The organism is Nocardia stercoris, from assembly GCF_003696265.1.
GTDB lineage: Bacteria > Actinomycetota > Actinomycetes > Mycobacteriales > Mycobacteriaceae > Nocardia > Nocardia stercoris.
Genome location: NZ_RFFH01000019.1, coordinates 90,726 through 116,799, shown reverse-complemented (window position 1 = coordinate 116,799; position 26,074 = coordinate 90,726). Strand labels below are relative to the sequence as shown.

Genomic DNA, 26,074 nt, shown 5'->3' with positions numbered 1-26,074 from the left:
CCCGCCCGGGTCCGGTGCCGCCGCCGCCCGGCCGTCCGGCCCCGGGTGGCCGGCCGAATCCCGTACCGCCGGTGCCCCCGGCCGGTGGCCGCCCCGGCGGACCGGTCCGCCAGGCGGGTCCCGCCGCATGGCAGCGCGCGACCCCGCCGCCCGGCGCCGACCGCACCATCAAGATCACTCCCCCGCAGGCGAATACGGACGACATCACCGTGACCACCGGCAAGCGGCCCGACGCGGCCGACGACTCCGAGACCGTCGCGTTCCCGCGCAAGAAGCCCGAGAACGCCACCGCGACACCGGTTTCCGATGACCCGACCGTGGCCGGACGGGCCGTCGACGCGAAGAACGCGCCGCCGGCGGTGTCGATGCCCACCGCGCGGGGCGGGCAGGACGGCGAAAAGCCCGCTGCCGCAGCACAACAGGGCGCGGCGGCCGAAACGCCTGGCGCCGCAGCACAACAGGGCGCGGCGGCCGCAACACCCGGCGCCGCGGCACAACAGGGCGCCGCAGCCGGGAAGCCCACTGCCGCAGGACAACCAGGCGCCGGTGACGCGCAGCAGGCCGACTCGTCCGGTGCTGGAAGCACTGCTGCGGGCGGGAAGACCGCGAGCGCACCAGCTTCGGCCGCGTCCGGCGCTGCGGCAGCTGCTGCGGCAGCTGCTGCGGCTTCGGCTGCGCCCGGCACTGCGGCGCCCGCTGCCGCCGCACAGGCCGCCGCGAAGGGCGCGATGAGCGGTGGCACCGCCCCCGAGGCAGCCGAGACGTCCGCGCAGGCCCCCGAGGGCGAAGCGGCATCTGCAACAAGCGGTTCCGCTCAGAGCAGGGACGCCGCCCAATCCGGCAGCACCGGCCAGACAGGCAACCCGACGCAGTCACCTGACGCCACGGGTGACGTCGGGTCGGGTAATACCCAGTCCGGCAACGCGACTCAGTCCGCTGCCGCACCGGGCGGTGCCAACGTCCGATCCGGCGCCCCGCAACCGAGCAACGCCCAGCCGGGCAGCACCGCGCAGCCGGGGGACGCTCGAACCGGCAACGCGGCCCGGCCCGGCAGCACCACTCCGGCAGACGGGAATGCACAGTCGGGTAATACCCAGTCCGGCAACTCGGCTCAGTCCGCCGCCACGACGAGCGGCAGCAACGCGCAGTCCGGCACCGCTCGGCCCGGCAACGCGCAGTCCGGCACCGCTCGGCCCGGCAACGCGCAGTCCGGCACCGCTCGACCCGGCAACGCCCAGTCGGGCGGCACCGGGCAGCCGGGTAGCGTTCGAACCGGCCCCGCCGCTCAGCCGGGCGACGTTGCACAATCGGGTAATGCCCAGTCCGCCAACGTGACTCGGCCCGCCGTCGCATCGGGCGGCGGCAATGCACAGTCCGGCGCCACCCAGACCGGCAACACCGCGCAGTCGGGTAATGCACAGTCCGGCAACTCGGCTCAGCCCGCCGCCACACCGGGCGGCAATGCGCAGTCGGGCAACACGGTCCGATCCGGCAGCAACGCTCAGCCGGGTAACGCAGCTCAGTCCACCGGCAACGCTCAGCCGGGCAACGCAGCCCAGTCCGGCGGCAACGCCCAGCCCGGAAACGCAGCCCAGTCCGGCGGCAACGCCCAGCCCGGAAACGCAGCTCGACCCGGCGGCAATGCGCAGTCGGGCAACACGGCCCGATCCGGCGGCAACGCCCAGCCCGGAAACGCAGCCCAGTCCGGCGGCAACGCCCAGCCCGGAAACGCAGCTCGACCCGGCGGCAATGCGCAGTCCGGCAACACGGCCCGATCCGGCGGCAACGCCCAGCCGGGCAACGCAGCTCAGCCCGGCGGCAACGCCCAGCCGGGCAACGCGGCTCGATCCGATGCTGCCCGATCGGGCGGTAGTGGCGCGGCCGACGGCGGCGCCGCACCCACCGGTGGCGAGGCGTCCGGTCGCACCGGCACCACTCCGCCCAGTGGTTCGTCCGGGCGTGCCGGTGCTGCCGAAAGCGCGGGGGCAGCGGCGGCTTCGGCGGCGGGTGCCGCTGCGCAGGGCGCTCCGGCCGGTGGTCCTTCCACCGTGGACGGGAAGGCTTCCAGCGCACAGGCTCCGGGGAAGGCACCGGCCGCCGGGTCCGCGAACGCGCCCAGGGCGAACGGACCGGCGCCCGCGTCGACCGCAAGCGAAAAGACCGCGGGCGCGGCCGATTCCGAGCAAGGCACCGGTTCCGGTACGGATCAGGCTGCCGGGCAAGATGTTCCACCGGCGGGAGCCGACGCGCCCACCGTGGTACACGGATTCCGGGCCATCGCCAAACCCGGTGCGGCGAAGCGGGATTCGGCGCCCGCCGACGACGAGACGCAGACCGTCGCGATCCGGCGGCAGCCGGCACCGGGGGCGTCGACCCCCGCCGACGATGCCGCGACCGCGATCATCCCGATCCAGAAGGGCCTCGGCAAGGCTCCCGCACAGCCCGGCGCTCCGAAGCCCGGCACCGACCGCGTCGTCAGCCCGCGCCCACCGGCCGGTGCGCGCCCGCCGGCCACGCCGCGCCCCGGCGGGCCGAAGAACCAGACCCCCGGCGGGCCGGTCGGTGGTTCGGCGCCGGCCGCGCCGGCGAAGAATCCGGCGCCGGGTGACCGGAACCGGGTCCAGCCGGACGCGCAGCGTCCCGGTAGCGCACCGTCACCGGCGGATGTGCAGCCTACCGTTCCCGGGCAGGTCTCGGACCGCCCGATCGCCACACCGCAGAAGGTCGGTGCCGGCGCCCCGGTGGCCGGCGCCCCGCAGAAGGTCGGTGCGAGCGGCACGGAAAAGCCTGCGGCGTCGGGCAATCGCACCAAGCTCATCGCCGCGGCCGTGGTGGCGCTCGTCGCCGTCGGTGGCCTGGTGGCGTGGTTGATGCGTGGCGGCACGGACGATTCGCCGCAGGGGCAGGTCAAGTCGGCGGTGTCGGCGTACACCGACGCCCTCGGCACCGGCAATCTGGACACGCTGCGGGCGACGACCTGCGGCCCGCTGCACGACTTCTATCAGAACATCGCTCCGGACCAGTACGCCGGCGTGCACAAGCTCGCGGCCGATCAGCGCAAGATCCCGAAACTGTCGGAGGTCACCTCCGTTCAGGTCGACGGTGCGAAGGCGGTCGCGACGGCCGGTATCTACACCGATGCCGACCCGGACCACCCGGTGGCCCGCACGTTCGACCTGCAGAAACAGCCGGAAGGCTGGAAGGTTTGCGACCCGGCCGACGGCGCGCACTGACCGCGCCCCGGCGGGGCGGTCCGCCCGGACCGCACACATCCCCGAAGGGCTCGGCGACCGTAAGGTCTACGGGCCCTTCGGGAACGATCCGTGAAGAAGTCCGGTGCGACCGCCGTCGTCTCGATAGCATGCCTTGTCCGCTGAGATACCCGAGGAGTTCGTAGTTATGCCGGAGCAGTCACCCGAAGCAACGGCACCCGATGTGGCGGGCAAGTTCTACCGGCTGCCCGACCACTACGAGGTGGGTCGCGAAAAGGTCCGTGAATACGCTCGGGCGGTTCAGAATTCGCATCCGGCGCATATCTCCGAACTGCACGCGGCGAAGCTGGGTTTCGACGGGGTGATCGCGCCCCCGACGTTCGCGTCGGCGATCGGCTTCCACCCGACCCGGGCGCTGTTCGAGACAGTGTTCGAGGATTTCGACATCTCCCTGGTGCTGCAGGTGGAGCAGATCTTCGAGCTGTATCAGCCGCTGGTGGCGGGTGACCGGGTGCACGCGCAGATCGAGATCCCGTCGATCCGCAATGTGCGCGGCAGCGACTTCGTCACGGTGAAGGTCAGTTTCATCGGCACCGACGGCGTGGTGCGGCAGAGCGCGACCGTCCAGCTCGTCGCCCGCAGCGGTGAATTGCCCCCCGAGGTCCTGTCGATGATCGAGGGCGTGGTCATGCACCTGACCCCCGACGAGACCGCCGGACTGGTGGAGATCGATCCGGCCGACGCGGCCGCGCCGCGCGAACTCGCCGACGCCCGGGCGAACACCGTGGTCAACACCCGGCCGCGGTTCGAGGACCTGTCGGTCGGCGACGAACTGCCGATCGGGATCCGCTCGGTGACCCGCGGCGACCTGGTCAACTACGCCGGTGTCTCCGGCGACCACAACCCGATCCACTTCAGTGACCGGGCCGCCGAGGTCGCGGGTCTGCCGACCGTGGTGGCGCACGGCATGCTCACCCTGGGCCTGGCCGCCGACTTCCTGAGCTCCTGGCTGGACGACCCGAGCGCCATCGAGAGCCTGAGCTTCCGGTTCTCCGGTTTCGTTCCGGTGCAGCAGATCGGCGCGACCGAGATCGAGTTCACCGGCAAGGTGAAATCGCTGGACCCGGTGCGCCGGACCGCCCAGATCCTGCTGAGCGGCACCAGCGAGGGCAAGAAGCTGTTCGGCCGGGCTCTGGCCCAGGTCCAGCTCAGCTGACTTCCGGCAGTCGGCGGGCACGGGCCCGGCCGGCTACCGGACCGTCAGTTGTCCGCCTCGAAAACCAGGACGGTGGAACCGATCCGGATCGCATCACCGTCACCGATCACGGCCCCGGACTCGATCGGCTCCTCGTTGAGGTAGATGCCGTTCGCGGAATTGAGGTCCTTGATCAGCAATCCGGCTCGACTGGACCAGATCTGGGCGTGATACCGGCTGGCCTTCGGGTCGTCGAGCACCAGATCGTTGTCGGTCATCCGGCCGATCTTCAAGCCGGCGGGCCCGATCCGCGCCACCCGGCCGTCGGACAACCGCAGCCGCCCGCTGCGCGCGGCCAGCGGCACCTCGGTGACCGTCTCGGTCATGGACTTGGCCAGGCGCTCGACCTGGGCGACCGCGACGATATCGAGCGGCTCCTGCCGCAGTACCCGCCGCTCCACCTCGACCAGTGCCGGGCCCGGGTCGATCCCCAGTTCGTCGGCGAGCAGCGCCCGCACCTGACGGCACGCGTCCAGCGCGTCGGCCTGTCGGCCGGACAGCGACAGCGCCGTGATCAACTGCACCCACAGCGGTTCCCGCAGCGGATGCTCGGTGGTGGCGCGCTTGAGTTCACCGACCACGCCGGTCGCACGGCCACAGGCGATCTCGGCGTCGATCCGCGCCGACACCACCTGCAACCGCTCCTCGTCCATGGCGGTGGCGAAGGTGTCGGCGAAGCCCAGACCGGACAGGTCGCTCAGCGCCTTCCCGGACCATTCATCCAGCGCCGCAGTGTATTTCACCGACGCGGCCGCGGGATCACCGGCACCGGCGGCCTCGTCACCGGCACGCCGTGCCGCCTCGAAACGGCCCAGATCGCAGTCGGCGTCTGCGATTTCGAGCCGATACCCCGCCGACTCGGTGCGCAGCACCGCCGCCGAATCGATGCCCGCATTGCGCAGCATCTTGCGGATATTGGAGACGAACACCTGCAGGCTCGCCTGATAGGAGTCCGGCGGCTCCTCGTTCCAGACGATGTCGGCCAGTGCCTGTGAGGACACCGCCCGGCGACGGTTCACGGTAAGGGCGGCGAGCAGCGCCCGCGGCTTCGGCCCACCCACCTGGATCGGTTCGCCACCGACCAGCATGCGTACCGGGCCCAGTACCCGGACATCCAGACTCATGTGGAATTACCTGACAAGTGCCGAATCGTCCGCCGCCCCTACCGTTTCCGACTACTTGGCGCTGACGGAACGGCCGGCCGACTTCAGGTCGCGGCACGCCTCCACGACGCGCTCGGCCATCGAGGTCTCGGCCTTCTTCAGGTAGCTGCGCGGGTCGTAGACCTTCTTGTTGCCGACCTCGCCGTCGACCTTCAGCACGCCGTCGTAGTTGGCGAACATGTGGCCGGCGACCGGACGGGTGAAGGCGTACTGGGTGTCGGTGTCGACGTTCATCTTCACCACGCCGAAGCGCAGCGAGTCCTCGATCTCCGACTTCAGCGAGCCCGAACCGCCGTGGAACACGAAGTCGAACGGCTTGCTGCCCTCGGCCAGGCCGAGCTTGGCCGACGCGACGCGCTGGCCCTCGGCCAGCACCTCGGGCTTGAGCACCACGTTGCCCGGCTTGTACACGCCGTGCACGTTGCCGAAGGTGGCGGCCAGCAGGTACTTGCCGTTCTCGCCGGCGCCCAGGGCGTCGATGGTCTTGGCGAAGTCCTCCGGCGAGGTGTACAGCTTGTCGTTGATCTCGGCCTCGACACCGTCCTCTTCACCACCGACGACGCCGATCTCGACCTCGAGGATGATGTTCGCCGCGGCACACTGCTTCAGCAGTTCCTTGGCGATCTCCAGGTTCTCGTCGATGGCGATGGCCGAACCGTCCCACATGTGCGACTGGAACAGCGGCAGGCCGCCGGCGCGCACGCGGTCGGCGGAGATCGCGATCAGCGGGCGCACGAAGGTGTCCAGCTTGTCCTTCGGGCAGTGGTCGGTGTGCAGCGCGATGGTCACGTCGTACTTGGCGGCGACCACGTTCGCGAACTCGGCGAGCGCGACCGCACCCGTCACCATGTCCTTGACGGCCTGGCCCGAGGCGAACTCGGCGCCACCGGTGGAGAACTGGATGATCCCGTCACTGCCGGCCTCGGCGAAGCCCCGGATAGCCGCGTTGACCGTCTCCGACGACGTGCAGTTGATGGCCGGGAACGCGAACGAGTTCTCTTTGGCCCGGCCGAGCATCTCGGCGTAGACCTCCGGAGTCGCGATAGGCATGCAGTGACCTCCGTGTGCGGGGGTGAAAAGGGATGTGTCGGGTCATACACTAAGGTCCGGCACCCACTCGTGGGAACCCGGCCCATCGGTTCACCGTGGTTGCAACCACCTGAGGACAGCCTGTGACCTTGCCCGATAGTGCCTTCGAAGCTGCCGCGAGGTTGGGCGGAATATTCGGTCGCCCGGTACTGTAGGCCGGGTGACCCTGCTGGCCGTGTCCGACGTTCTCGCCAGCAGCTCCGGTATCAAGGGGCTGCTGGATCCGATGCACCTGCTCACCGAAACCGGTTTGAAGCACGCGGTGCTACCGGCGATCATGATGATCGTCTTCATCGAGACCGGTCTGCTGTTCCCGCTGCTCCCGGGCGACTCGCTGCTGTTCACCGGCGGCCTGCTCGCCGCGCAGACCCCACATCCGGTGTCGATCTGGGTGCTCGTCCCGGCCGTGGCATTGACCGCGTGGGCCGGTGACCAGTGCGGCTACTGGATCGGCCGGGCCATCGGTCCCGCGCTGTTCCAGAAGGAGGACAGCCGCTTCTTCAAGAAGCACTACGTCACCGAGACGCACGCCTTCTTCGAGAAGTACGGGCCGAAGACGATCGTCCTGGCCCGGTTCGTCCCGGTGGTCCGGACCTTCATGCCGGTCCTGGCCGGTGTCTCGCAGATGGACTACCGCAAGTTCGCCACAGTCGACATCATCGGTGCCGTGCTGTGGGGTGGCGGCGTCACCATCCTGGGTTACTTCCTCGGCAACGTCGACTTCATCAAGAACCACGTGGAGTCGATCTTCCTGGCGATCGTGTTCGTCTCGATCCTGCCGGCCATCATCTCCTTCGCCCGCAAGCTGCTCGCCAAGACCGACGCCCCCGAGCCGGTCGCGGCCCGCGAAACCCGCTGAACCCTTGCAGGCGACGGAACTCCTCGCAGTGAACAGTCTGGACAGCCTCCAGTCCGCCGGCCCGGCGGTCGTGTGGACCGCCGTCCTGGTGATGGTGTTCCTGGAATGCGCGCTGATCATCGGCCTGTTCCTGCCCGGTGACTCGTTGCTGCTGACCGCCGGGATCGCGCTGGCCGCACAGCCGGGGGGCTCGACCCAGATCTGGGCGCTGTCGGTGGGTGCGATGATCGCAGCCGTCGCGGGCAGCCAGGTCGGCTATGTCATCGGCGGCCGGACCGGCAGCCGGCTCGTGGCCCGCAAGAACGGCCGCTATCTGAACGCGCACAATCTCGAACGGGTCGGCAAGATGCTGCACCGGCACGGGTTCCTCGCGGTCCTGGTCTCGCGCTGGATTCCGTGGATCCGCACGCTGGCACCGCTGGTCGCGGGCGCGGCCGGGATGAATCACCGCCGCTACACCGTCGCCAGTGTGCTCGGTTCGGTGTTCTGGGCGCCGGTCATCCTGCTGATCGGCTTCTATTCGGGCGGCTTCCTGGAACGCGTGTCGTGGCTGCTGCCGACGGTGATCGGCACCCTGGTCGCCGGGCTGATCGCCGGCACCGTGATCGGGCTGCGCCAGTACCGGCTGGAGATGTCGCGGCCGGTGGAACGCGTGTGCGCCGGGGTGGAAGTCCCCGCGAGTCAGTAACCGGCGGCGCTCACCAGGTACGCCGCCTCCATCGCCAGCCAGCCCGACAGCTGCACCGACAGCGCCCGTTCCGGGCGCGCGGACAGCAGGTCGTTACTGCCCGGGAGCTGGGCGGCGTGTGTCCAGTCCGGGCCGAACAGCGGTTCGCCCTCGACTTCGAGCCGGTGGTCCCAGGCCGCGCGGGCGGAGGCCAGCACGATTCGGGCGGCCGTGCGCCGGGTGGCGACCTGCGCGACGTCGGCGCCCGGCAGCATGACCGCGACCAGGCCCAGGTAGCGCAGCAGGATGCCGTTGAACAGGCCGCCGTCGCCCCCGCCGCCACCGGCCACCACACCGTCGTGGGTGAGGTGTTCGTCGACCGCGTCCAGCAGGCGTTGCGCCCGCTCGACGTGCCGGGTCTCGCCGGTGCGCAGGGCCAGTTCGGTCTCCAGCCCGAGCACCACCCCCTGGCAGTAGGTGAAGGTGGGCCGCTCGATCTCGCCGCCGGGTAGGTGGATGCCGTCGAGGATCAGGCCGGAGTCGCCGTCGCGCAGGTTCTTGTCCAGCCAGTCGGAGATCTCCAGGGCCAGTTCGGTGTGGCCGAACCGGGCCAGCGCGATACCGGCCGGGCCGTTGGCGGGTGCGTTGAAGTAGTCGTCGCCTTTGCGCCACGGCAGCGCACCCACCTGCGGCTGGAAGCCGCCGGCGAGGTCGGCTTCCAGGGCGGCCAGGCCGTGGCGCAGATCGGTCAGGCCTTGGGTTCGTTCGGCGCGCTCGAGCGCGAGTGCCAGCCAGGCCATGTCGTCGTAGTAGCGGTTGGTCCAGCCGGTGAGGTTGCGGGTGCGAATGCCGCGCGCTACCGCCGAGATCCGCTTGGTGCGTTCCGGGGACGGTGACCGGTTGGCCGCGTCCACCGCGCAGTCCACCAGATGCGCCTGCCACCAGTAGTCCCAGGTGAGGAAGCCGCGTTCGGCCCGGGTGGCGGGCCAACCGATGACCGCGAGCTCGACGCCCGGCACGCACAGTCTCCGGAGATGCCGGGACACGACGGCGGCCTCGGCCATATCTGCGCGCTGGGACCAGGCCGTGGCGATGGGCTCCGCAGTCATGCGTTCCATGGTGCCAGCCACGACACCGGCCGACGGCGGTACTGTTCGGATCCACTCCGGCGCGACTCGAAACCGCTACGGGCTCACCAGGACTGGGTCAGGTCGGCGTGCCGCCGGATCCAGGCGTGCATGGCGATGCCCGCGGCCACACCGGCATTGATACTGCGAGTGGAACCGAACTGCGCGATCGACACCGTCATGACGGCCGCGTCTCGGGCGGCGGCGGTCACGCCGGGCCCCTCTTGACCGAACAGCAGCAGACAGTCGCGAGGCAGTTCGGCGGTCTCCAACGGCACCGACCCGGGCACATTGTCGACGGCCACGACCGACAGGCCGTGCGCCGCCGCATAGTCCATCAGCTCTCCGATATCGCTGTGGTGGCGAATGTGCTGGTAGCGGTCGGTGACCATGGCACCGCGCCGGTTCCAGCGCCGACGGCCGACGATGTGCACTTCGGCGGCGGCGAAGGCGTTCGCGGTGCGCACCACGGTGCCGATATTGGCGTCATGGCCGAAATTCTCGATCGCGATGTGCAACGGGTGCCGGCGGCGGTCGATGTCGGCGACGATCGCCTCCCGCGTCCAGTAGCGGTAGGCGTCGACCACGTTGCGCCGGTCGCCGTGGGCCAGCAGTTCGGGGTCGAGACGCGGGTCTTCCGGTGGCGCGCAACCGAATTCGTCCACGTATGGCCCGACCCCGTGCGGGTGCTCACCCCATTCGGTGGGCCCCTGGGCGTCGTCGGGCGCTGGGGTGTTCATCCGGGAGATCGTAACCGGGTCCGGGAAGGGCCTAGGGTGTGGCCAGCACTACCCCCGATCCACGGGGCTGCGCCCTCGAACGACCGGGGCGTCCCCGGCCAGCATGGAAACCATGACCGAGACCCTTGCCGTACCGCCGGCCGCGATCGCATCCGCCGCACCGGAACCGGCGCGGCTGCTACGCACCGTCCTGCGGGCCCCGTTCCGCGCCCGGCCGTGGAAAGACCTGTGCTACTTGCTGTTCGCGTTCGTGCTCAGCGGCGTGCTGTTGGCGTACCTGTACGCCGGCCTGCTCGCCGCCGTGTTCCTGTCACCGTTCCTGGCGGGCGCGCCGCTGGCGGTGCTCGTGCTGAGCGGGCGGACCTGGGGGTCGATCCACCGTCCGGTCGTCCGGGTACTACTCGATGACGACCTGCCCGGCCCGGCCGAATTCCGGGCGCGCCGTGGCTTTTTCGGCTGGCTGGGCAGCGCGTTCGGCGATGCGCCGGGCTGGCGCGGACTGCTGTTCGTGGTCGTCGAGGTCCTGCTCGGCTTCGGAACGGGGATCGCGGCCTGCGTCGCGGTCTTCACGACGGCGATCCTGGTGACGGCACCGGTGACCACCGTGGTCTTCCACCCGAAGTCGGTGGACGACCAAGGGCACACACATAATTCGGTGTTCCAGTTCGGCGACTTCTACTTCGACACCTTCCCGCGGACGCTGCTGATCGCTGCCATCGGGCTGGTGGCCCTGCTCGTCCTGCCCTGGCTGCTGCGCGGGCTCTGCCTCCTGCACCTGGGCCTGGCCCGCCTCCTGCTCACCCCCACCGCGCGCGACCGCCGGCTGCTCGAACTGCAGGCCGGCCGCCGGATCGCCCTGGAGAACGCCGCGTCCACCGTGCAGCGCCTGGAGCGAGACCTGCACGACGGCACCCAGGCCCGGCTGGTCGCCATCGCCATGGCCCTGGGCCGCGCCGAGGAACGCCTCACGACCGGCGGCGACGCCACCGGCCTGATCGCCCAGGCCCGCACCGACGCGAAGGAAGCGCTGACCGAGCTGCGGGAACTGGTCCGCGGCATCCACCCACCGGCCCTGGACCTGGGCTTGGCACCGGCCCTGGAAACCCTGGCCGCCCGCTGCGCGGTCCCCGTCGAGCTGGACGTCGATCTGCCGGCCCGCCCGGAGCCGGCGATCGAGGCCACCGCCTATTTCGCGGCCGCCGAACTGCTGACGAACGTGGTCCGGCACGCCGGCGCAGACCGCGCCGAGCTGCTGGTGCGGCCCGACGGCACCGGCCTCGAGCTGACGGTCCGGGACAACGGCCGCGGCGGCGCGGTGGCCACACCGCACGGCGGACTGGCCGGCCTGACCGAGCGCACCCGCGCGGTGGACGGCGCCCTCACTGTCGACAGCCCGCCGGGCGGACCTACTGTCGTGACCGTGACCCTTCCGATGGCGGTTCCGCGGTGACCATCCCGGCCGGCCTGCGCGTCGTGATCGCCGAGGACAACGCGATCCTGCGCGACGGGCTGGCCGGGCTGCTGACCGACCGCGGCCATGAGGTAGTCGAAATGATCAGCGACGCAACCGATCTCGTCGACATCGTGGCCAGCCTCCGGCCCGATGTCGCCGTGGTCGACGTGCGGATGCCGCCCACCCACACCGACGAGGGCCTGGTCGCCGCACTGGCCCTGCGCCGCCGGCATCCGGAGACCGGAGTCCTGGTCTTCTCCCAATGGGTCGAGACCCGCTACGCCACCGAACTGCTGGCCGCGGGCGCCGCCGGCGTCGGCTATCTGCTCAAGGACCGGGTCGCCGACGTCGGCGAATTCGTCGACGCCCTCCAGCGGGTCGCCACCGGCGGTACCGCCCTGGACCCCGAGGTCGTGAGCCAGCTGATCGGCGCCGGCCGCCGGCAGCAGGTCCTGGACCGGCTCACCCCGCGCGAACGGGAAGTACTGGAGCTGATGGCCCAGGGACTGTCGAACAGCGCCATCGCCGCGACCTTGACCGTCACCGAGCGGGCGGTCGAAAAACACGTCGGCAACATTTTCGTGAAGCTGGACCTGCCACCGTCGGACACCCACCACAGGCGGGTGCTGGCCGTGCTGCGGCTACGCGGCTGACCCGCGGCCGAGTTGCAACCATAGGGGCAGGTCGGCGGGGTAATTCGACACTATCCTGAAATTACCCGGCCCATGGGGGAGGCAGTCATGGACCATGCGCGAATCCTGCGCACCGTTGTCGGGGTCACCGCCGCATATCTGGTGGTGCTCGGCTTCTGGCTGGGCTGGGTCATGCCACACACCCCACCGGGTACCGCACCGTTCCAGATCATGGCGCTGGTCGGCGCGTTCGGATCGTGTGTCGGGCTGGGCATGGTGCTCACCCAGCGTCCGAGCCGGGCGGACCGGGCATTGCGCCGGCGCGGGCTGGAGGGCTGGGCAGTGATCGAGGGCATGCATCCGCTCGAGCGCACCGACCATCACACCGAACTCACCGAACTGGATCTGGAACTGACCGTCCCGGGCGCCGAGACCTACCGCGGCACGATCGTCTACGACCTGCAGCCGGTGGACCGGGAACGGATCGCGGTCGGCGAGATCGTCTCGATCAGAGTCGATCCGGCCGACCGCGACCGCATCATCCTGTGCTTCGGGAAGCCACGCAGCTGACGGCTCAGAAGCTCGGCTCGACCGGGGCGGGCGGCAGCACCGCGACCTGTCCGGCGTAGCTGAGCCCGGCGCCGAAGCCGAGCAGCAGCGCCAGCTGGCCGCCCTTCGCCTTACCGGTGACCAGCATTTCCTCGATCGCCAACGGAATCGAAGCGGCCGAACAGTTTCCGGTGTTCTCGATGTCGTTGGCCATCGGAATGTCATCGGCCAGACCGAGATTCTTGCGCATCAGATCGTTGATCCGCGCGTTGGCCTGGTGCGGGACGAAGACCTCGAGGTCGTCCTTGGACACCCCGGACAGCTCGATCGCGCTGGCCAGGGCCCGCGGCAGCGTGACCGCGGCCCAGCGGAAAACCTTGGGGCCCTGCATGTGCAGGCTCATCCGGCCGACCTTCTCGACCTCCGGATCGGTGCCCTGCAGGCGCTGGGCCCGTTCCATGTACTCGAGGAAGTCGACGTCCTGCGCGATCGCCTCGGCGTTCTCGCCGTCGCTGCCCCACACCGTCGGCGAGATGCCGTTCTCCTCGCTGGGCCCGACGACGACCGCGCCGGCACCGTCACCGAAGATCATCGCGGTGCCGCGGTCGGTGGGGTCGAGGCCGACCGTCATGGTCTCGGCACCGATCACCAGGATGTATTCGGCGGAACCGCTGCGGATCATGTCGGCGGCGATGCCGAGGCCGTAGCCGAAACCACCACAGCCCGAGGTCAAGTCGAAGGCCGGAACCCCGTTGAGGCCGATGTCGCAGGCAACGGTCGGCGCGCCGTGCGGGGTCAGCTTGAGCCAGCTGGAGGTGCACAGGATGACCGCGCCGATCTTGGCCGGGTCGACCTCGCTGTTGCGCAGTGCACGGCCGCCGGCGGCCGCCGCGATGCTGCGCAGGGTTTCGTCTCCACTGATCCAGCGGCGGTTGCGGATGCCGGTGCGTTCGTAGATCCACTCCGGGGTGGAGTCGAGAATCTCACACACCTCGGCATTGCTGACGATGCGCTGGGGGCGGTAAGCCCCGATGCCGAGCATCGCGACATTCGCGTGCCCGGACTTCACTGCAATGCTCACCACAGGTGACTCACACGACCCTTCACCACCGTTGGACAAATGTTGCTCAGGCTATCGAAGCCCTCCGGGTCACCCCAGAGCCAGATCCTTCAGCCCGAGGATCGAACGATACTCCAAGCCTTCTTGCGCGATGACCTGATCGGCACCGGTTTCCCGGTCGACGACGGTGGCGACGCCGACGACGGTCGCACCGGCCTCACGCAGCGCTTGGACGGCGGTGAGCGGCGAGTTTCCGGTGGTGGTGGTGTCCTCGACGACCAGCACCCGCTTGCCGACGATGTCCGGACCTTCGATCTGGCGCTGCATGCCGTGCGCCTTCGCGGCTTTGCGCACCACGAACGCGTCGATCGGCCGGCCGGGGGTGTGCATCATGGCCAGGGCGACCGGGTCGGCGCCCATGGTGAGGCCGCCGACAGCGTCGAAGTCCCAGTCCGAGACCAGTTCCCGCAGCAGGGTGCCGATCAGCGGGCCCGCCTGGTGGTGCAGGGTCGCGCGCCGCAGGTCGACGTAGTAGTCGGCTTCCTTGCCCGACGACAGCGTCACTCGCCCGTGCACTACCGCCAGCTGCCGTACCAGCTCAGCCAGTCGGTCCCGGTCGGCCGTCGATTCGATCATGAGAGTTCGTATCCTTTCCGGCGCGCGGGCCCTGCGGCCGGCGCGGCTATGTCCTCCCGCGGCCGTTGAGCAGGCCCCGGTTGAGCCGACCCACCAGACCTCGCGGAATCAGTCCGGCGATCGTGGTGATCGCCTTGTACTGCACACCGGGCACGCAGATCACGCGGTCCTTGTCGAGGTCGGCCAGCGACCCGGCCACCACCTGGTCGACGGTCAGCCACAGCTGCTCCGGCAGCGACGACATCTCGATCCCGGCACGCTGATGGAACTCGGTGTGCACGAATCCCGGGCACAACGCCTGCACCCGGACTCCGGTCCCGGCCAGCCCACCGGCCAGCCCTTCGGTAAAGGATATGACGTAGGCCTTGGAGGCCGAATAGGTCGATCCCCGTCCGGGCACCAGACCGGCGACGCTGGCGACGTTGACCACCGAGCCCTTCGCGGCCGCGATCATGGAAGGCAGTGCGGCCCGGGTCAACTGGACGACGGCGGTGACATTGACGTCCAGCTGGCGCTGCAGCTCGGCCGGTTCGACGGTCCAGAATTCACCGGTGATGCCGAAGCCGGCGTTGTTCACCAAGAAGTCGACGCCCTCGGCCAGCCGCTCGCACACCAGGTCGCGGTCGGCGCTCACCGACAGGTCGGCGGGCAGGAGCTGGGAGCGGGTGCCGAAGCGGGATTCCAGGTCGGTGGCCAGTTCGGCGAGGCGGTCGGCCGAGCGCGCGACCAGCACCAGGTCGTAGCCGAGGGCGGCGAGCCGGGTGGCGAAGCCGGCGCCGATCCCGGAGGTGGGTCCGGTGATCAAGGCCACCGGTCGGGTGTGGCCGGGCAGTCGGGCAGCGGCGGGGCCGGACATCACGTCACCTCTCGCGACGGGTGGTGGGGGTCACCGTGCCGGACCCTGATAGGGCCGGAATCCCGGATGGAACGGGCCGCCCCGGGGTTCGCCGTCCGCGTCGGATTCGTCCGCGTGGTCGTCGTATTCCGGTGCGGCGGAGCGCTTTTCGCGGCCGTTGCCGCGGGCGGGCGGCTCGCGCCGGTCGCGCGGGTCCGGGACGACGGCCAGTGCGGGGCGGCGCGGCGGTTCCGGGTCGGCTTCGCGTTCGGGCTCCTCGGACTCCGGGTAGCCGGCGAAACGGTCGTCGTAGCGGTCCCGCTCGTACTGCTCGTCGTCCTCGTACTGTTCACCCGCCTCGTACTGCCCGTCGGGGCCGTAGCCCTCGTAGTAGTCCTCTTCGTTGCCGTAGTCGTCGTCGAAATCGCCTTCGGCATACCCGGATTCGGGTTCCACGCCGCGGGACTCGGCACCGATCGGCGGCAGCACGTGCAGCAGGCCGGACAGCCGCAGGACGGCGTCGATCGCGGTCTCCCAGTCGCGCGCGCCGGTACCCACCGGCAGCACACCGAGGGTCCAGTTGCCCTCGCTCCACAACTGCTGCACCGTATCCGGCAGCGATTCGATGAAGGCGACCATGCGCTGGTCGACGGCGTGGCGGGCGATATCGGGGTTGGTCGCGAACACCACCCGGTCGCCGATCGCGCCGAGCAGATCGAGGTCGGCGTCCTTCGGCGGCGCCGCGGTCTTGAGCCGCAGGTCGATGTCGATGTCCGAACCGATCTGGCGGCGGACCGCGATCAGCGTGGCGGCGTCCTCCAGATCGAACAGGACGAACTTCTCGCCCTTGCGGATCCCGGACACGACGTCGACCGCCGTCAGGTATCCGAGCTTGGCCATCGCGCCGCGATGCCAGGTGGCCGCCAGCGACGGCTCCACCGAAACATAGGTGTAGCCATGGGATTTCGCCCACACCTGCCGGACGTGACCGGTGCGCTGTCGCTGCAACCGATCGAAATACAGCAGTACGATCGCACCTACCAGTGCGACCGCCGCCAGACCGAACCACATCGCCGTCATCGCCATCGCCCCCGAGTCTAGGCTGTATTACCGCCGCCTGCTCGGAGGCCCTGCGGGGTCACACTTGCGCGGCCGACGGTTTCGCTCAGCGCGTCGGGAGCGAGGCGCCGAAGATGATCTTCGCCTGGATCGACCCGTCGGCCGACTTGTCGCCCTGCACGACGATCAGATCGCCACTGTGCAGGTCGGTGACGGTACTGGCACCCAACGCCAGGATCTGGGTGTCGGCGTCGGTGTGCACGGTGACCGAACTGCCGCCGAGCGACTGCACGGTGAGCGTGCCGGCATTGTTGGACTGCACCGTGCCCATCGTGGCGCCGTCGTCCGGATTACCGAGACCGGGGATCTCGCTCGGCCCGTTCGGTCCCGTCGAGGGTGTCGGGTACGCCGGTGTGTGCGCGGGCGGGAACAGGCTCGTCGTGGACGGCGACGCCGCGTTGTTGGTCGACACCGAACTGTGGCTGCCCAGGAACATCCCCACCAGCGCACCGCCGACCACCACCGCCGCGAAGATCGCCGCGCTGACCGCCAGCCACATCCCGGTCCGCCGCTTCGGCGGCTGCGGTCCGCCGGGCATCGGCATGCCGGGTCCGCCCGGGCCGACCGGCGGATAGCCCTGACCGGTCGGATAACCCGGGCCGCCGGGATAGCCCGCCGCGGGTGGATAGCCCTCGGCCGGATAACCCGGTTCGGCCGGATACCCCGCCGTGTACCGGGCCGTCTCGTCGACCGGATAGCCCGGTGTGGGGTACTGGGCGGTGGGTTCGGGATACCCCGCCGGGTTCTGCGCCGGTGCCCACTGCTGTTCGGGCGCCCACTGTGGTCCGGCGTTCCACTGCTCGCCCGGCCCCCACTGCTGTTGACCCCATTCGGCCTGCCGCGGCAGCTCGGCGGTGCCGCCGATCACCTCGGTCGGCTGCGCGTTCGCCACGCCGCCCGACGCCGGAATCGTCGCGTCCTCCGGGCGGGGGCCGTCCACCGGCTCGTCCGGCCGCTGCGCCCACGGGTCACCCGAAACGTTCTCACCACCGGCACCGCTCGGAGTAGTCATGGCTTCGATACTAGGCACGAAACATGTGCGCCCTCTGAGATCACGAACAGGAATTTCGGTGGTCACCCGGATGCCGGTGCCCCGCACCGACCTGCGTCGATGCGGGGCACAATCGGACGATCCGCCCGTCAGCGGCCGACCAGCAGCCCGTCGCCGGTCGGGTCGATGTTGACCTTGACGGTGTCACCGTCGGTGACCTCACCGGCCAGCAGTTCCTTGGCCAGCGTGTCGCCGATGGCCTGCTGGATCAGCCGGCGCAGCGGCCGCGCGCCGTAGGCCGGGTCGTAGCCACGCACGGCGAGCCAGAACCGGGCCGAGTCGCTGACATCCAGGGTCAGCCGGCGCTGCGCCAGCCGCTTCTGCAGTTGCTGCAGCTGGATGTCGACGATGTGCTCGAGCTGCTCCTCCGACAGCGGCGCGAACATGACCACGTCGTCGAGCCGGTTGAGGAACTCGGGCTTGAAGGCCCGCCGCACCGCGTCCATCACCGTGTCCCGGTCGCCGCCGGCGCCCAGGTTGGAGGTCAGGATCAGGATGGTGTTGCGGAAGTCGACCGTGCGACCCTGGCCGTCGGTCAGTCGGCCCTCGTCGAGCACCTGCAGCAGGATGTCGAACACGTCCGGGTGCGCCTTCTCGATCTCGTCGAACAGCACCACGGTGTAGGGCCGCCGCCGGACCGCCTCGGTGAGCTGACCACCCTGGTCGTAGCCGACGTAACCGGGCGGCGCACCGACCAGCCGGGCCACCGAGTGCTTCTCGGCGTACTCGCTCATGTCGATCCGGGTCATGGCCCGTTCGTCGTCGAACAGGAAGTCCGCCAACGCTTTCGCCAGTTCCGTCTTACCGACACCGGTCGGGCCGACGAACATGAACGAGCCGGTGGGCCGGTTGGGGTCGGCGACGCCGGCCCGGGCGCGGCGCACCGCGTCCGACACAGCCTGTACGGCCTCCTTCTGGCCCACAACCCGTTGTCCCAGTTCGTCTTCCATGCGCAGCAGCTTCTGGGTCTCCCCTTCGAGCATGCGGCCCACCGGAATTCCGGTCCACGAGGACACCACCTCGGCGATGTCGTCGGGGTTGACCTCCTCCTTCAGCATGACGTCCTCGGCCGGGTCGGTCGTGGCGATCCGCTCCTCGGCCTCGGCCAGCGCCTTCTCGGCGGCCGGAATGTCGACATAGCGGACCTTCGACACCTTGGCGTAGTCGCCGTCGCGTTCGGCGCGCTGTTCCTCGCCGCGCAACGCCTCCAACTGCTCCTTGGCGACCCGGATCTCGTCGATGGCGTTCTTCTCGTTCTGCCACCGGACGGTGAGCTGGCCGAGCTTCTCGCGGTCGTCGGCGAGTTCCTTGCGCAGCTTCTCCAGCCGCTGCTTGGACGCTTCGTCGGTCTCCTTGGCGAGCGCCATCTCCTCGATCTCGAGCCGGCGCACGGCCCGTTCGACCACGTCGATCTCGACCGGGCGCGAGTCGATCTCCATGCGCAGCCGGGACGCGGCCTCGTCGACCAGGTCGATGGCCTTGTCCGGCAGGAACCGCGAGGTGATGTAGCGGTCGCTGAGCGTGGCCGCGGCGACCAGCGCGGAGTCGGTGATCCGCACCCCGTGGTGCACCTCGTAGCGCTCCTTGAGCCCGCGCAGGATGCCGACGGTGTCCTCCACCGAGGGCTCGCCGACCAGCACCTGCTGGAACCGCCGCTCGAGGGCGGCGTCCTTCTCGATGTGCTGGCGGTACTCGTCGAGCGTGGTGGCGCCGACCAACCGCAGTTCACCGCGGGCCAGCATGGGCTTGATCATGTTGCCCGCGTCCATGGCGGATTCGCCGGTGGCACCGGCGCCGACGATGGTGTGCAGCTCGTCGATGAACGTAATGATCTGTCCGGCACTGGATTTGATGTCCTCGAGTACCGCCTTGAGCCGCTCCTCGAATTCACCGCGGTACTTGGCACCGGCCACCATCGCCCCCAGGTCGAGGGAGATGAGCTTCTTGCCGCGCAACGACTCCGGGACGTCACCGGCCACGATGCGCTGGGCGAGCCCCTCCACGATGGCGGTCTTGCCCACACCGGGCTCACCGATCAGCACCGGGTTGTTCTTGGTGCGGCGCGACAGCACCTGCACCACCCGCCGGATCTCGGTGTCGCGCCCGATGACGGGGTCGAGTTTCCCGTCGCGGGCGGCCGAGGTGAGGTCGGTCGAGTACTTCTCCAGCGCCTGGTACGAGCCTTCGGGATCGGGTGAGGTCACGCGGGCACTGCCGCGGACCGAGGGGAACGCCTCGCGCAGCGCGGACACCGACGCGCCGTACTTCAGCAGCAGCTGGGAGACGTCGGAGTCGCCCTCGGCGAGACCGACCACGACGTGCTCGGTCGAGACGTATTCGTCGCCGAGTTCGGTGGCCAGCTTCTGGGCGGCGTTGAGCGCGGCCACGGCCTCGCGGCCGAGCTGCGGCATGGTCGAGGAACCGGTCGCGCGGGGCAGCCGGTCGATGATGTCCTGGGCCTCGCGCCGGACCTGGCCCGGGTCGACGGCGGCCGCCTTCAGCAGCGGCGCCGCGATGCCGTCGGTCTGATCCAGGAGCGCCACCAGCAAGTGCGCCGGACGGATCTCCGGATTACCCGCTGCGGCGGCAGCCTGCACGGCGGATTGGATGGCCGCCTGGGTCTTGGTGGTGGGGTTGAACGAGTCCACTGTCACCTTCCTGCTCGTCGGTTGTATCGCAACAGTGCAACGCGGTAGAAGTTGAGTCTGTTCCGCTCAAGTCTGCCAAATTTCCGGGAGCGCCGGAAGCCCGATTCGTTCGGTGATCAACGCTACGCCCGCAAGCCCGCGTTTCATCGTCCATACCGGTGGGTATGCCGTTCGGTCCATTACCGTGCAGCCCGGCCGGTTTCAGGGATACTTGACACAAGTTCGGCGGTATCCCGCCGTACCGGATAGACAGAAAGGAAGCTGCTCGACAGTGGATGCGCGTTCTGCTGCGCTGGTCCGCGCCAATTTCCGGGCGGTGGTCGACGCTCCACAGGGTCCGGAACGCCTCATCGGCGCCTTCTACGGGCACTTGTTCGCCGAGAACCCCAGCCTCCGTGAGCTGTTCCCGCCCGCACTCGACATGCAGCCGCGCAAGCTGTGCGCGGCCGTGCAGTACGTCCTGGACAATCTCGAGGACTTCGGGCGCGCGCAGACCTTCCTCGAACAGCTGGGCCGCGACCACCGTAAATACGGTGTCGTCGCCGCCCACTACGACCTGGCCGGGCAGGCTCTGCTCAACGGGCTGCGGACCTACCACGGCCCCGCCGGCTGGAATCGCGAACTGGACGACGGCTGGCGTGACATCACCATCCTGATCTCGGCGTCCATGGCGATCGGCGCCAACTCCGACAAGTCGCCGCCGTACTGGCACGCGCGCGTCGTGGGACACCGCAAGGTCCTCGACGACCTGGCGATCGTGCGGCTCCAGTCGGAGTCGCCCATCCCCTATCAGGCCGGACAGTACGTGCCGGTGTCGATTCCGCAGCGGCCGAACATGTGGCGGTACCTGTCGCCGGCCATCCCGACCAACCCGTACGGCGAGATCGAATTCCACATCCGCAAGGTGCGCAGCGGCTGGGTCAGCCCGGCCATGATCAACGAAGTCCAGGTCGGCGACGAATGGAAGATCGCCGGACCGCTCGGCGGCCTGCACGTGGACCGCGAGAGCGGGCGCGACGTCCTGCTGATCGGCTCCGGCACCGGGGTCGCCCCGCTGCGCTGCGAACTGATCGACCTGGCCAAACGCGGCGTCAACCCGCGAGTGCACTTCTTCATCGGCGGCCGCTACCCGTGCGATCTCTACGACGTGGAGAACATGTGGCAGCTGTCGTTGAGCAATCCGTGGCTCACGATCGTGCCGGTGTGCGAGAACGCCTCGAATCCGTGGTGGCACCCGTATCCGCCGTCGGATCCGCCGTTCGGCATGCACCGCCGGCTCATCGGTAACCTGGGCGCGGTAGTGGCCAGTTTCGGTTCCTGGTCGGATCGCCAGATCCAGATCGCCGGATCGAAACGCATGATCGAGGACACGCGGCGGGCCCTGCTGGCGGTCGGCACCCCCGACCATCTCATCAGCGCCGACCCGGTCTGACCTGGACGGCCAACATACGAAGTCCGAATGTAAAGGTGGCACAGTGACTCTCGGCCCGGACCAGACAGGGGAGATCCGGATCGATGGGCAGGAGTGGACGTCCACCGTGGTGGGCCACCACCGGCTGCGCCAAGATCTGGCGGTGATCCGCCTGATCGGCGAGTTCGTGCCGTTCGCGGCCGGACAGTCGGTCGAGGTGCGGGTGCCCGGGCATCCGACCCTGCGCCGCCGGCTGTCGCCGGCCATGCCGCCGTCACTGGACGGCAAGCTGGAATTCCATGTGCGGACCGTGCCCGGCGGCTGGTGCAGCGGCTCGATCGTGGCCGACACCCGCCCCGGCGACCAGTGGCTGATCTCCGATCCGGCGGGCTGGCTGAGCGTCGCCCCGGACGGCCGCGATGTCGTGATGATCGCGGGCGGAACGGGTCTGGCGCCGCTGGTGGCGCTGGTGCTCGACATCTCGCGCTGGTCGATCCCGCCCCGCACCACCCTCTTCGTCGGCGGCGCGACGCCCCGCGACCTCTACGCCTCCGACATGCTGTTCCTGCTGGAGGGCCGATTCCCTTGGCTCACAGTCGTTCCCGTGGTCGAGACACCCGTGGACCCGGGCTGGGTGGACCCCTGGTTCGAAAGTTGCCGGGTGGACATCGGTTTCGAGCCCGACGAGATGCTGGAGGGAACACTCGCCGACGTGGTCGGCGACATGGGCCCGCTCACCCGACACCAGGTCCTGGTCTGCGGCTCCCCCGGCATGACCCGCGCCACCGTCAAACGACTGATCGACACCGGAACCCCGGCGGAAGCCATTCGCTACGAAGGGGTTTGAGCGCCGAGGTCGGAGCCCTTCACCCCCACAATCGCGCCGGCGCCACCGCGGCGTAAGCACTGTTCATGTCGATGCGCACCGATTCCTGGTCGACGACATAGGGAACCAACAGATCGATGGCAACCCCCTCGACATGTTCCGCGGCCACCTTGATCGCATCTCCAGGAAACGGCTGCCGCGCCGTCACGTCGTATACCGTTGCGCGCGCCCGCAACTCGCGCGGATCCCGATCCATCGTCAACGTGTCGCGAATCGTGTTCTCGTCGGCCCCTTCCGCCTCGAACCGGCGCAGCTGCTTGCTGCCGTCCACGCCGATAACCAGCATGAACGGCGCGAACGATCTTGTGGCGCCGAGTGATTCACCTGCCAGCGTTAAACTGTCCCGCAGCAGATTGTCCAGATCGTCCTGGGCGCGTCGCGACGCGGTGCTTCTCCAGTCCATGTGCGACTTCCTTCGGGCGGGCGATCTGTAGGGGAAGGGGATACCGTGGACGACAGTACGCTGAAGGTCGATCCGGAGAAGTTGCGTCACGCCGACCAGGCACTGACGCAGCTGCACGGCGACATCCGATACGAGCTGGGGCGGATCCATACCGACCACTCCGACCTCCAGGACACGTGGCAGGGTGCGGCAGCGGATCTGATCGCCACATCCTGGGACACCCTGCACACCGAACTGGGCGCCCACACCGATCAGCTCGCCGGATTCGCGCAGAACCTTCGGACGTCGGCGAATGCCTTCACCGGCCAGGATGCCGACTTCGCGAGCGGGATAGGAAAACTCGGTCTCGATCTGCCGCCGCTCGACCGGGGGTGAGTCGGCCGTGGCCCGCTTCAGCTACGACCTGCCCGCGATGGAGCAGTTCATCAGCAATCTCGACCAGCGCATCTCCGCAGTCGAGAGCCACCTCACGGCCGTTCGCACCACCGCGAGCGGGCTCACAGACGACTACTCCGGCGCCGCCGCAGATGCGTTCACCGACGCCCACGACGACTGGCAGACCGACTCCGCGCAGTATCTCGACAAGCTGAAAGCCCTGCGGCAGCAGGTCGAGACCTGCCGGCACAACTATGCCGATGCCCGGGAGGCCAACCGCAAGATGTTCGGCTGGAGCAGCTAGTGACGGACATCGATCCGGAGTCGTATTACAACGCCGCCCGGCAACTCGCCTTTGCCAGCCGGGATACCGAACAGAAGCTGCGGGACCTGGACAAGAATCTGACCGTGTCGAATTCGGCCGGGAGTTATGCTCCGGGTGGCACGACCTGGGGACAGAACTACGACCAAGCCGCATCCGACATCTTCGAGGTGGCGTCGACCAGCGCCATGGCGGCCCGAGAACTCGCCTATCAGATTCACCAGGCCGGGCTGAATCATGCAAATGCCGAGAATCACAACAACCCGGCCGCGAACCAGCCCACCCCGGCACCGCCACAGGGCACGAGCCTCGATATCAACCTCCACCCGTCCCAGTACGCGGCGGGCGGACTTCAAGACACTCCCGAACATTGGGATCTGATCACGGGGCTCGTCGTACATCCGTGGGCAGACAGCGATCCCACTCGGATAACCCAGGCCGGCACCGACTTCGGGAACTGGGGCCGAACCACGAAGATCAACGCCGACACCATGAAATCGTTCGCACTGTTGAAATGGTCGGATGACGAGAAGAAGGACCCCGAGGTCAGCGGGATAATCGACGAGATCAACAATGTTCACTTCGCTCTGCACGACGCCGGCGAGCTCGGCACTTACCTGGAGACCGCCTGCAAGGCTGTCGGCACCATCTCCGATGCCAACCGGAACGACATCACGTTCTCGCTGCAGCTGCTGTATCTGATCTCCCTGTCGTACGAAGCCGACCGCTTGGCTCTGAAGAAGCTCCCCGGATTCATGCAGCGCTGGCTCGAACCGGCCATCGACAAGCTCGATGAGGCTACCAAGGTCGCGTACGCATCACAGATCGACGCCGCACTGAAGGAGATCAACGACAAGATCGCCGAGGCGATCGGGAACTGCCAGGGGATCTATTCGACCGCAACCGGTGATGTGCAGTTCCTGTCCTCGATCCTGGACCGGACCCCGCGCAACGCGAACCCGATCCGGAACAGGGACGACAGCGACAACCGGGACGCGGGCAAAGAAGGCGAACGGCGGGCCGGTATACCCGATGGATACACTCCGAAACGAGTCGATATCGCTGGACAGGCGATCTACCCAGACTACGTCGATGACATCGATCGCCAGGTGGTGGAGGTCAAGAACGCAAACAAGCTGGACGACCGCTCGATCAACCAAATCAAGCTGGAGACGGCCTACGCCCAGTCCCAGGGGTACAGCATGATACTTGTTACCGATCATCGAACCCAGATCAACGACCCAGATATCCAGCATTTGATCGATACCGGTCAGATCCAATTGGTCAGAAAAGAGCTGGACGACAACGATGACCACTGACGGGCAGAACGATGAAGCTGCGGTTCTGCGTGCCTTGCGCACACAGATCTCGCGGATCGAGAGCGGAACCGAGAGTATCGCCGAAGCCGCGGCCGCCGCGCGAGCGCGAGCGAAGGAGAAGCTGAACGAGGAGCCGCAGCAACCGAAGTGGTCGGGATCGAACTATCCCGGCATGCCGGAGGGCGATGACTGGCTGGACAACCTGCCCCCGCGGTATGTCGATGGTCAACGCGGGTTCGAGATGCGGCTCGCCCGCGAGCTCGCGGCGGTCGGTGTACGTATCTACACCGTGGGGGATCTGCAGAAGTACTCCGGTACGGAGCCCGAGTCGATACCCATCCTGGTCGACTGGCTACGGAATCTGGAGCAGAAGATTCCCGGCCCGGAGACACGGCACCGAGACAGTGTCCGAGCCGGCCTGTTGCGCAAACTGGCAGATCCGGCAGTTTACGGCGATCAAGAGGCCATTGCCGCGGTCATAGCCCAACTCCGGCGCGATCCATCGATCCGCAGTGGGCTCGAGTCGTATGCCGCCCAGGCTCTGGAGGTGATCGCTGGACCAGAGAACTATCCGGAGATCCTCGCGCTGTTCGATGAGCTGACCGACGACAGCGCCCGCGCCGCGCTCCTGCCCTACCTCGGCCGGTCCAAGACACCGGAAGCCATTCAGCGAGCCGTTGACGAACTCGCCTACCCCGGCACGCGCCAATACGCGATTCAGGCGCTCATCCTCGCCGAGGCCGACGACACCCTACCCCTGATCGCCCGCTACGCCGACGACCCCAACGAGCAGGTTCGCGACTGGGTGAAGACCGCCATGGAGCAACTCGAATGAACTCCGGCCCTGTCGATCTCGATGCCGTCACCCGGCAATTCGAGGCCCATGTCACCACTGTGCGAGAGACCGCGGCACAGGTGGCCCGGATCGAGGGCGAGGCCAGTTCCCGCGACGGGTCGGTTCGTGTCCGTGCCAACGCGACCGGCGCGGTGACCGATGTGCAGCTCGGCCCGACTACGGCCGGAGTCAGCCGAGAGTGGCTGGGCCGCACCATTGTCGAGCTGGCACACCGAGCCGCACAGCAGGCGGCCGCGCAGGCCGACACCTACTACGCCGGTCTGCGGGAGGCACAGCGAGAGCTCCAGGACCGGATCGCCGCCGTCGATCCGCTTGCAGCCCAACGGCTTCGCGCAGCCACGGATGCGACCCGCGCACCCGTGCACCCCGCTCCACCGGCCGAGCCGAGACGTCGGACCTGGTGACGC

The 26,074-nt window shown here is 68.8% G+C and carries 25 protein-coding genes; 14 read left to right on the top strand and 11 right to left on the bottom strand.

What is annotated here, in order from left to right; all coding sequences use genetic code 11:
* The coding region (locus EBN03_RS29290; protein WP_233608713.1) for an Rv0361 family membrane protein at nucleotides 1–3,233 on the top strand (3,233 nt) is incomplete at its 5' end.
* A gap of 166 nt (nucleotides 3,234–3,399) precedes the next feature.
* Nucleotides 3,400–4,428, top strand: coding sequence for a fused (3R)-hydroxyacyl-ACP dehydratase subunits HadA/HadB (locus EBN03_RS29285; RefSeq protein ID WP_122191381.1), 1,029 nt, complete (start codon nucleotides 3,400–3,402; stop codon nucleotides 4,426–4,428).
* A 44-nt stretch (nucleotides 4,429–4,472) separates the two neighbouring features.
* Here EBN03_RS29285 and EBN03_RS29280 read toward each other — a convergent pair whose 3' ends face one another.
* Together EBN03_RS29280 and fbaA are read right to left on the bottom strand one after the other, a co-directional pair.
* Nucleotides 4,473–5,591 (bottom strand): BTAD domain-containing putative transcriptional regulator, encoded by a 1,119-nt coding sequence (locus EBN03_RS29280; protein WP_122191380.1) that lies wholly within the window; start codon nucleotides 5,589–5,591, stop codon nucleotides 4,473–4,475.
* 51 nt (nucleotides 5,592–5,642) lie between these two features.
* A complete protein-coding gene (gene fbaA / locus EBN03_RS29275; protein WP_122191379.1) occupies nucleotides 5,643–6,680 on the bottom strand; it encodes a class II fructose-bisphosphate aldolase in 1,038 nt (345 codons plus the stop codon).
* Between the two features lie 265 nt (nucleotides 6,681–6,945).
* On the opposite strand from fbaA, the gene EBN03_RS29270 reads away from it, so the two are divergent.
* The gene (locus EBN03_RS29270; RefSeq protein ID WP_122191398.1) at nucleotides 6,946–7,578 is read left to right on the top strand and encodes a DedA family protein; all 633 of its coding nucleotides are present in this window, start codon (nucleotides 6,946–6,948) and stop codon (nucleotides 7,576–7,578) included.
* A gap of 28 nt (nucleotides 7,579–7,606) precedes the next feature.
* Nucleotides 7,607–8,266 (top strand): DedA family protein, encoded by a 660-nt coding sequence (locus tag EBN03_RS29265; protein ID WP_233608712.1) that lies wholly within the window; start codon nucleotides 7,607–7,609, stop codon nucleotides 8,264–8,266.
* Here the strand turns inward: EBN03_RS29265 and EBN03_RS29260 are convergent.
* Nucleotides 8,260–9,354 carry a glycoside hydrolase family 76 protein gene (locus tag EBN03_RS29260; protein WP_407671263.1) on the bottom strand — a complete coding sequence of 365 codons (1,095 nt, stop codon included), beginning with the start codon at nucleotides 9,352–9,354 and terminating at the stop codon, nucleotides 8,260–8,262. The genes EBN03_RS29265 and EBN03_RS29260 overlap by 7 nt on opposite strands.
* Before the next feature lie 83 nt (nucleotides 9,355–9,437).
* Nucleotides 9,438–10,112 (bottom strand): TrmH family RNA methyltransferase, encoded by a 675-nt coding sequence (locus tag EBN03_RS29255; RefSeq protein ID WP_122191378.1) that lies wholly within the window; start codon nucleotides 10,110–10,112, stop codon nucleotides 9,438–9,440.
* Nucleotides 10,113–10,224: 112 nt separating this feature from the next.
* On the opposite strand from EBN03_RS29255, the gene EBN03_RS29250 reads away from it, so the two are divergent.
* The 3 genes from EBN03_RS29250 (at nucleotide 10,225) to EBN03_RS29240 (ending at nucleotide 12,767) form a co-directional block, all read left to right on the top strand.
* Nucleotides 10,225–11,562: a sensor histidine kinase gene (locus tag EBN03_RS29250; RefSeq protein WP_158675775.1), complete on the top strand. Its 1,338-nt coding sequence runs from the start codon at nucleotides 10,225–10,227 to the stop codon at nucleotides 11,560–11,562.
* A 14-nt stretch (nucleotides 11,563–11,576) separates the two neighbouring features.
* Nucleotides 11,577–12,218, top strand: a complete 642-nt coding sequence (locus EBN03_RS29245) for a response regulator (RefSeq protein ID WP_122191395.1) — start codon at nucleotides 11,577–11,579, stop codon at nucleotides 12,216–12,218.
* A gap of 87 nt (nucleotides 12,219–12,305) precedes the next feature.
* Nucleotides 12,306–12,767, top strand: a complete 462-nt coding sequence (locus EBN03_RS29240; protein ID WP_122191394.1) for a hypothetical protein — start codon at nucleotides 12,306–12,308, stop codon at nucleotides 12,765–12,767.
* A 4-nt stretch (nucleotides 12,768–12,771) separates the two neighbouring features.
* On the opposite strand, the gene EBN03_RS29235 is transcribed toward EBN03_RS29240, so the two are convergent.
* The 6 genes from EBN03_RS29235 to clpB form a co-directional block, all read right to left on the bottom strand.
* The gene (locus EBN03_RS29235) at nucleotides 12,772–13,830 is read right to left on the bottom strand and encodes a beta-ketoacyl-ACP synthase 3 (RefSeq protein WP_122191376.1); all 1,059 of its coding nucleotides are present in this window, start codon (nucleotides 13,828–13,830) and stop codon (nucleotides 12,772–12,774) included.
* A 66-nt stretch (nucleotides 13,831–13,896) separates the two neighbouring features.
* The gene (pyrE, locus tag EBN03_RS29230) at nucleotides 13,897–14,442 is read right to left on the bottom strand and encodes an orotate phosphoribosyltransferase (RefSeq protein ID WP_122191375.1); all 546 of its coding nucleotides are present in this window, start codon (nucleotides 14,440–14,442) and stop codon (nucleotides 13,897–13,899) included.
* Between the two features lie 46 nt (nucleotides 14,443–14,488).
* A complete protein-coding gene (locus EBN03_RS29225; protein WP_122191393.1) occupies nucleotides 14,489–15,298 on the bottom strand; it encodes an SDR family NAD(P)-dependent oxidoreductase in 810 nt (269 codons plus the stop codon).
* Between the two features lie 30 nt (nucleotides 15,299–15,328).
* Nucleotides 15,329–16,363, bottom strand: coding sequence for a hypothetical protein (locus EBN03_RS29220; protein WP_325052111.1), 1,035 nt, complete (start codon nucleotides 16,361–16,363; stop codon nucleotides 15,329–15,331).
* A 79-nt stretch (nucleotides 16,364–16,442) separates the two neighbouring features.
* Nucleotides 16,443–17,408 carry a DUF5666 domain-containing protein gene (locus EBN03_RS29215; RefSeq protein WP_122191374.1) on the bottom strand — a complete coding sequence of 322 codons (966 nt, stop codon included), beginning with the start codon at nucleotides 17,406–17,408 and terminating at the stop codon, nucleotides 16,443–16,445.
* A gap of 128 nt (nucleotides 17,409–17,536) precedes the next feature.
* Nucleotides 17,537–20,095 carry an ATP-dependent chaperone ClpB gene (gene clpB, locus EBN03_RS29210; RefSeq protein ID WP_122191373.1) on the bottom strand — a complete coding sequence of 853 codons (2,559 nt, stop codon included), beginning with the start codon at nucleotides 20,093–20,095 and terminating at the stop codon, nucleotides 17,537–17,539.
* Nucleotides 20,096–20,366: 271 nt separating this feature from the next.
* Between clpB and EBN03_RS29205 the strand changes: the two genes are divergently transcribed.
* The gene (locus EBN03_RS29205) at nucleotides 20,367–21,527 is read left to right on the top strand and encodes an FAD-binding oxidoreductase (RefSeq protein ID WP_122191372.1); all 1,161 of its coding nucleotides are present in this window, start codon (nucleotides 20,367–20,369) and stop codon (nucleotides 21,525–21,527) included.
* Between the two features lie 43 nt (nucleotides 21,528–21,570).
* Nucleotides 21,571–22,353 carry an FAD-binding oxidoreductase gene (locus EBN03_RS29200; RefSeq protein ID WP_233608711.1) on the top strand — a complete coding sequence of 261 codons (783 nt, stop codon included), beginning with the start codon at nucleotides 21,571–21,573 and terminating at the stop codon, nucleotides 22,351–22,353.
* A gap of 19 nt (nucleotides 22,354–22,372) precedes the next feature.
* Here the strand turns inward: EBN03_RS29200 and EBN03_RS29195 are convergent, their stop codons facing one another.
* Nucleotides 22,373–22,795: a hypothetical protein gene (locus tag EBN03_RS29195; protein WP_122191371.1), complete on the bottom strand. Its 423-nt coding sequence runs from the start codon at nucleotides 22,793–22,795 to the stop codon at nucleotides 22,373–22,375.
* 45 nt (nucleotides 22,796–22,840) lie between these two features.
* Here EBN03_RS29195 and EBN03_RS29190 point away from each other — a divergent pair, with 45 nt between their 5' ends.
* The 5 genes from EBN03_RS29190 to EBN03_RS29170 are packed head-to-tail and all read left to right on the top strand — an operon-like array spanning nucleotide 22,841 to nucleotide 26,071.
* The gene (locus EBN03_RS29190; RefSeq protein ID WP_158675774.1) at nucleotides 22,841–23,170 is read left to right on the top strand and encodes a WXG100 family type VII secretion target; all 330 of its coding nucleotides are present in this window, start codon (nucleotides 22,841–22,843) and stop codon (nucleotides 23,168–23,170) included.
* A gap of 7 nt (nucleotides 23,171–23,177) precedes the next feature.
* Nucleotides 23,178–23,474, top strand: coding sequence for a WXG100 family type VII secretion target (locus EBN03_RS29185; protein WP_122191369.1), 297 nt, complete (start codon nucleotides 23,178–23,180; stop codon nucleotides 23,472–23,474).
* Nucleotides 23,474–24,811, top strand: a complete 1,338-nt coding sequence (locus tag EBN03_RS29180; protein WP_122191368.1) for a putative toxin — start codon at nucleotides 23,474–23,476, stop codon at nucleotides 24,809–24,811. The genes EBN03_RS29185 and EBN03_RS29180 overlap by 1 nt, the downstream gene beginning before the upstream one ends.
* On the top strand, nucleotides 24,801–25,646 hold the full coding sequence (locus EBN03_RS29175; RefSeq protein ID WP_122191367.1) for a HEAT repeat domain-containing protein: 846 nt from the start codon (nucleotides 24,801–24,803) through the stop codon (nucleotides 25,644–25,646). Before EBN03_RS29180 ends, EBN03_RS29175 begins: the two co-directional genes overlap by 11 nt.
* The gene (locus EBN03_RS29170) at nucleotides 25,643–26,071 is read left to right on the top strand and encodes a YbaB/EbfC family nucleoid-associated protein (RefSeq protein WP_122191366.1); all 429 of its coding nucleotides are present in this window, start codon (nucleotides 25,643–25,645) and stop codon (nucleotides 26,069–26,071) included. The genes EBN03_RS29175 and EBN03_RS29170 overlap by 4 nt, the downstream gene beginning before the upstream one ends.
* Nucleotides 26,072–26,074 lie beyond the last annotated feature (3 nt).

Coding starts and splice junctions, on each gene's coding strand:
- EBN03_RS29285 (WP_122191381.1), top strand. CDS start 3,400: ATGCCGGAGCAGTCACCCGAAGCAACGGCACCCGATGTGGCGGGCAAG.
- EBN03_RS29280 (WP_122191380.1), bottom strand. CDS start 5,591: ATGAGTCTGGATGTCCGGGTACTGGGCCCGGTACGCATGCTGGTCGGT.
- fbaA (WP_122191379.1), bottom strand. CDS start 6,680: ATGCCTATCGCGACTCCGGAGGTCTACGCCGAGATGCTCGGCCGGGCC.
- EBN03_RS29270 (WP_122191398.1), top strand. CDS start 6,946: ATGCACCTGCTCACCGAAACCGGTTTGAAGCACGCGGTGCTACCGGCG.
- EBN03_RS29260 (WP_407671263.1), bottom strand. CDS start 9,354: ATGACTGCGGAGCCCATCGCCACGGCCTGGTCCCAGCGCGCAGATATG.
- EBN03_RS29255 (WP_122191378.1), bottom strand. CDS start 10,112: ATGAACACCCCAGCGCCCGACGACGCCCAGGGGCCCACCGAATGGGGT.
- EBN03_RS29250 (WP_158675775.1), top strand. CDS start 10,225: ATGACCGAGACCCTTGCCGTACCGCCGGCCGCGATCGCATCCGCCGCA.
- EBN03_RS29240 (WP_122191394.1), top strand. CDS start 12,306: ATGGACCATGCGCGAATCCTGCGCACCGTTGTCGGGGTCACCGCCGCA.
- pyrE (WP_122191375.1), bottom strand. CDS start 14,442: ATGATCGAATCGACGGCCGACCGGGACCGACTGGCTGAGCTGGTACGG.
- EBN03_RS29225 (WP_122191393.1), bottom strand. CDS start 15,298: ATGTCCGGCCCCGCCGCTGCCCGACTGCCCGGCCACACCCGACCGGTG.
- EBN03_RS29220 (WP_325052111.1), bottom strand. CDS start 16,363: ATGGCGATGACGGCGATGTGGTTCGGTCTGGCGGCGGTCGCACTGGTA.
- EBN03_RS29215 (WP_122191374.1), bottom strand. CDS start 17,408: ATGACTACTCCGAGCGGTGCCGGTGGTGAGAACGTTTCGGGTGACCCG.
- EBN03_RS29195 (WP_122191371.1), bottom strand. CDS start 22,795: ATGGACTGGAGAAGCACCGCGTCGCGACGCGCCCAGGACGATCTGGAC.
- EBN03_RS29175 (WP_122191367.1), top strand. CDS start 24,801: ATGACCACTGACGGGCAGAACGATGAAGCTGCGGTTCTGCGTGCCTTG.
- EBN03_RS29170 (WP_122191366.1), top strand. CDS start 25,643: ATGAACTCCGGCCCTGTCGATCTCGATGCCGTCACCCGGCAATTCGAG.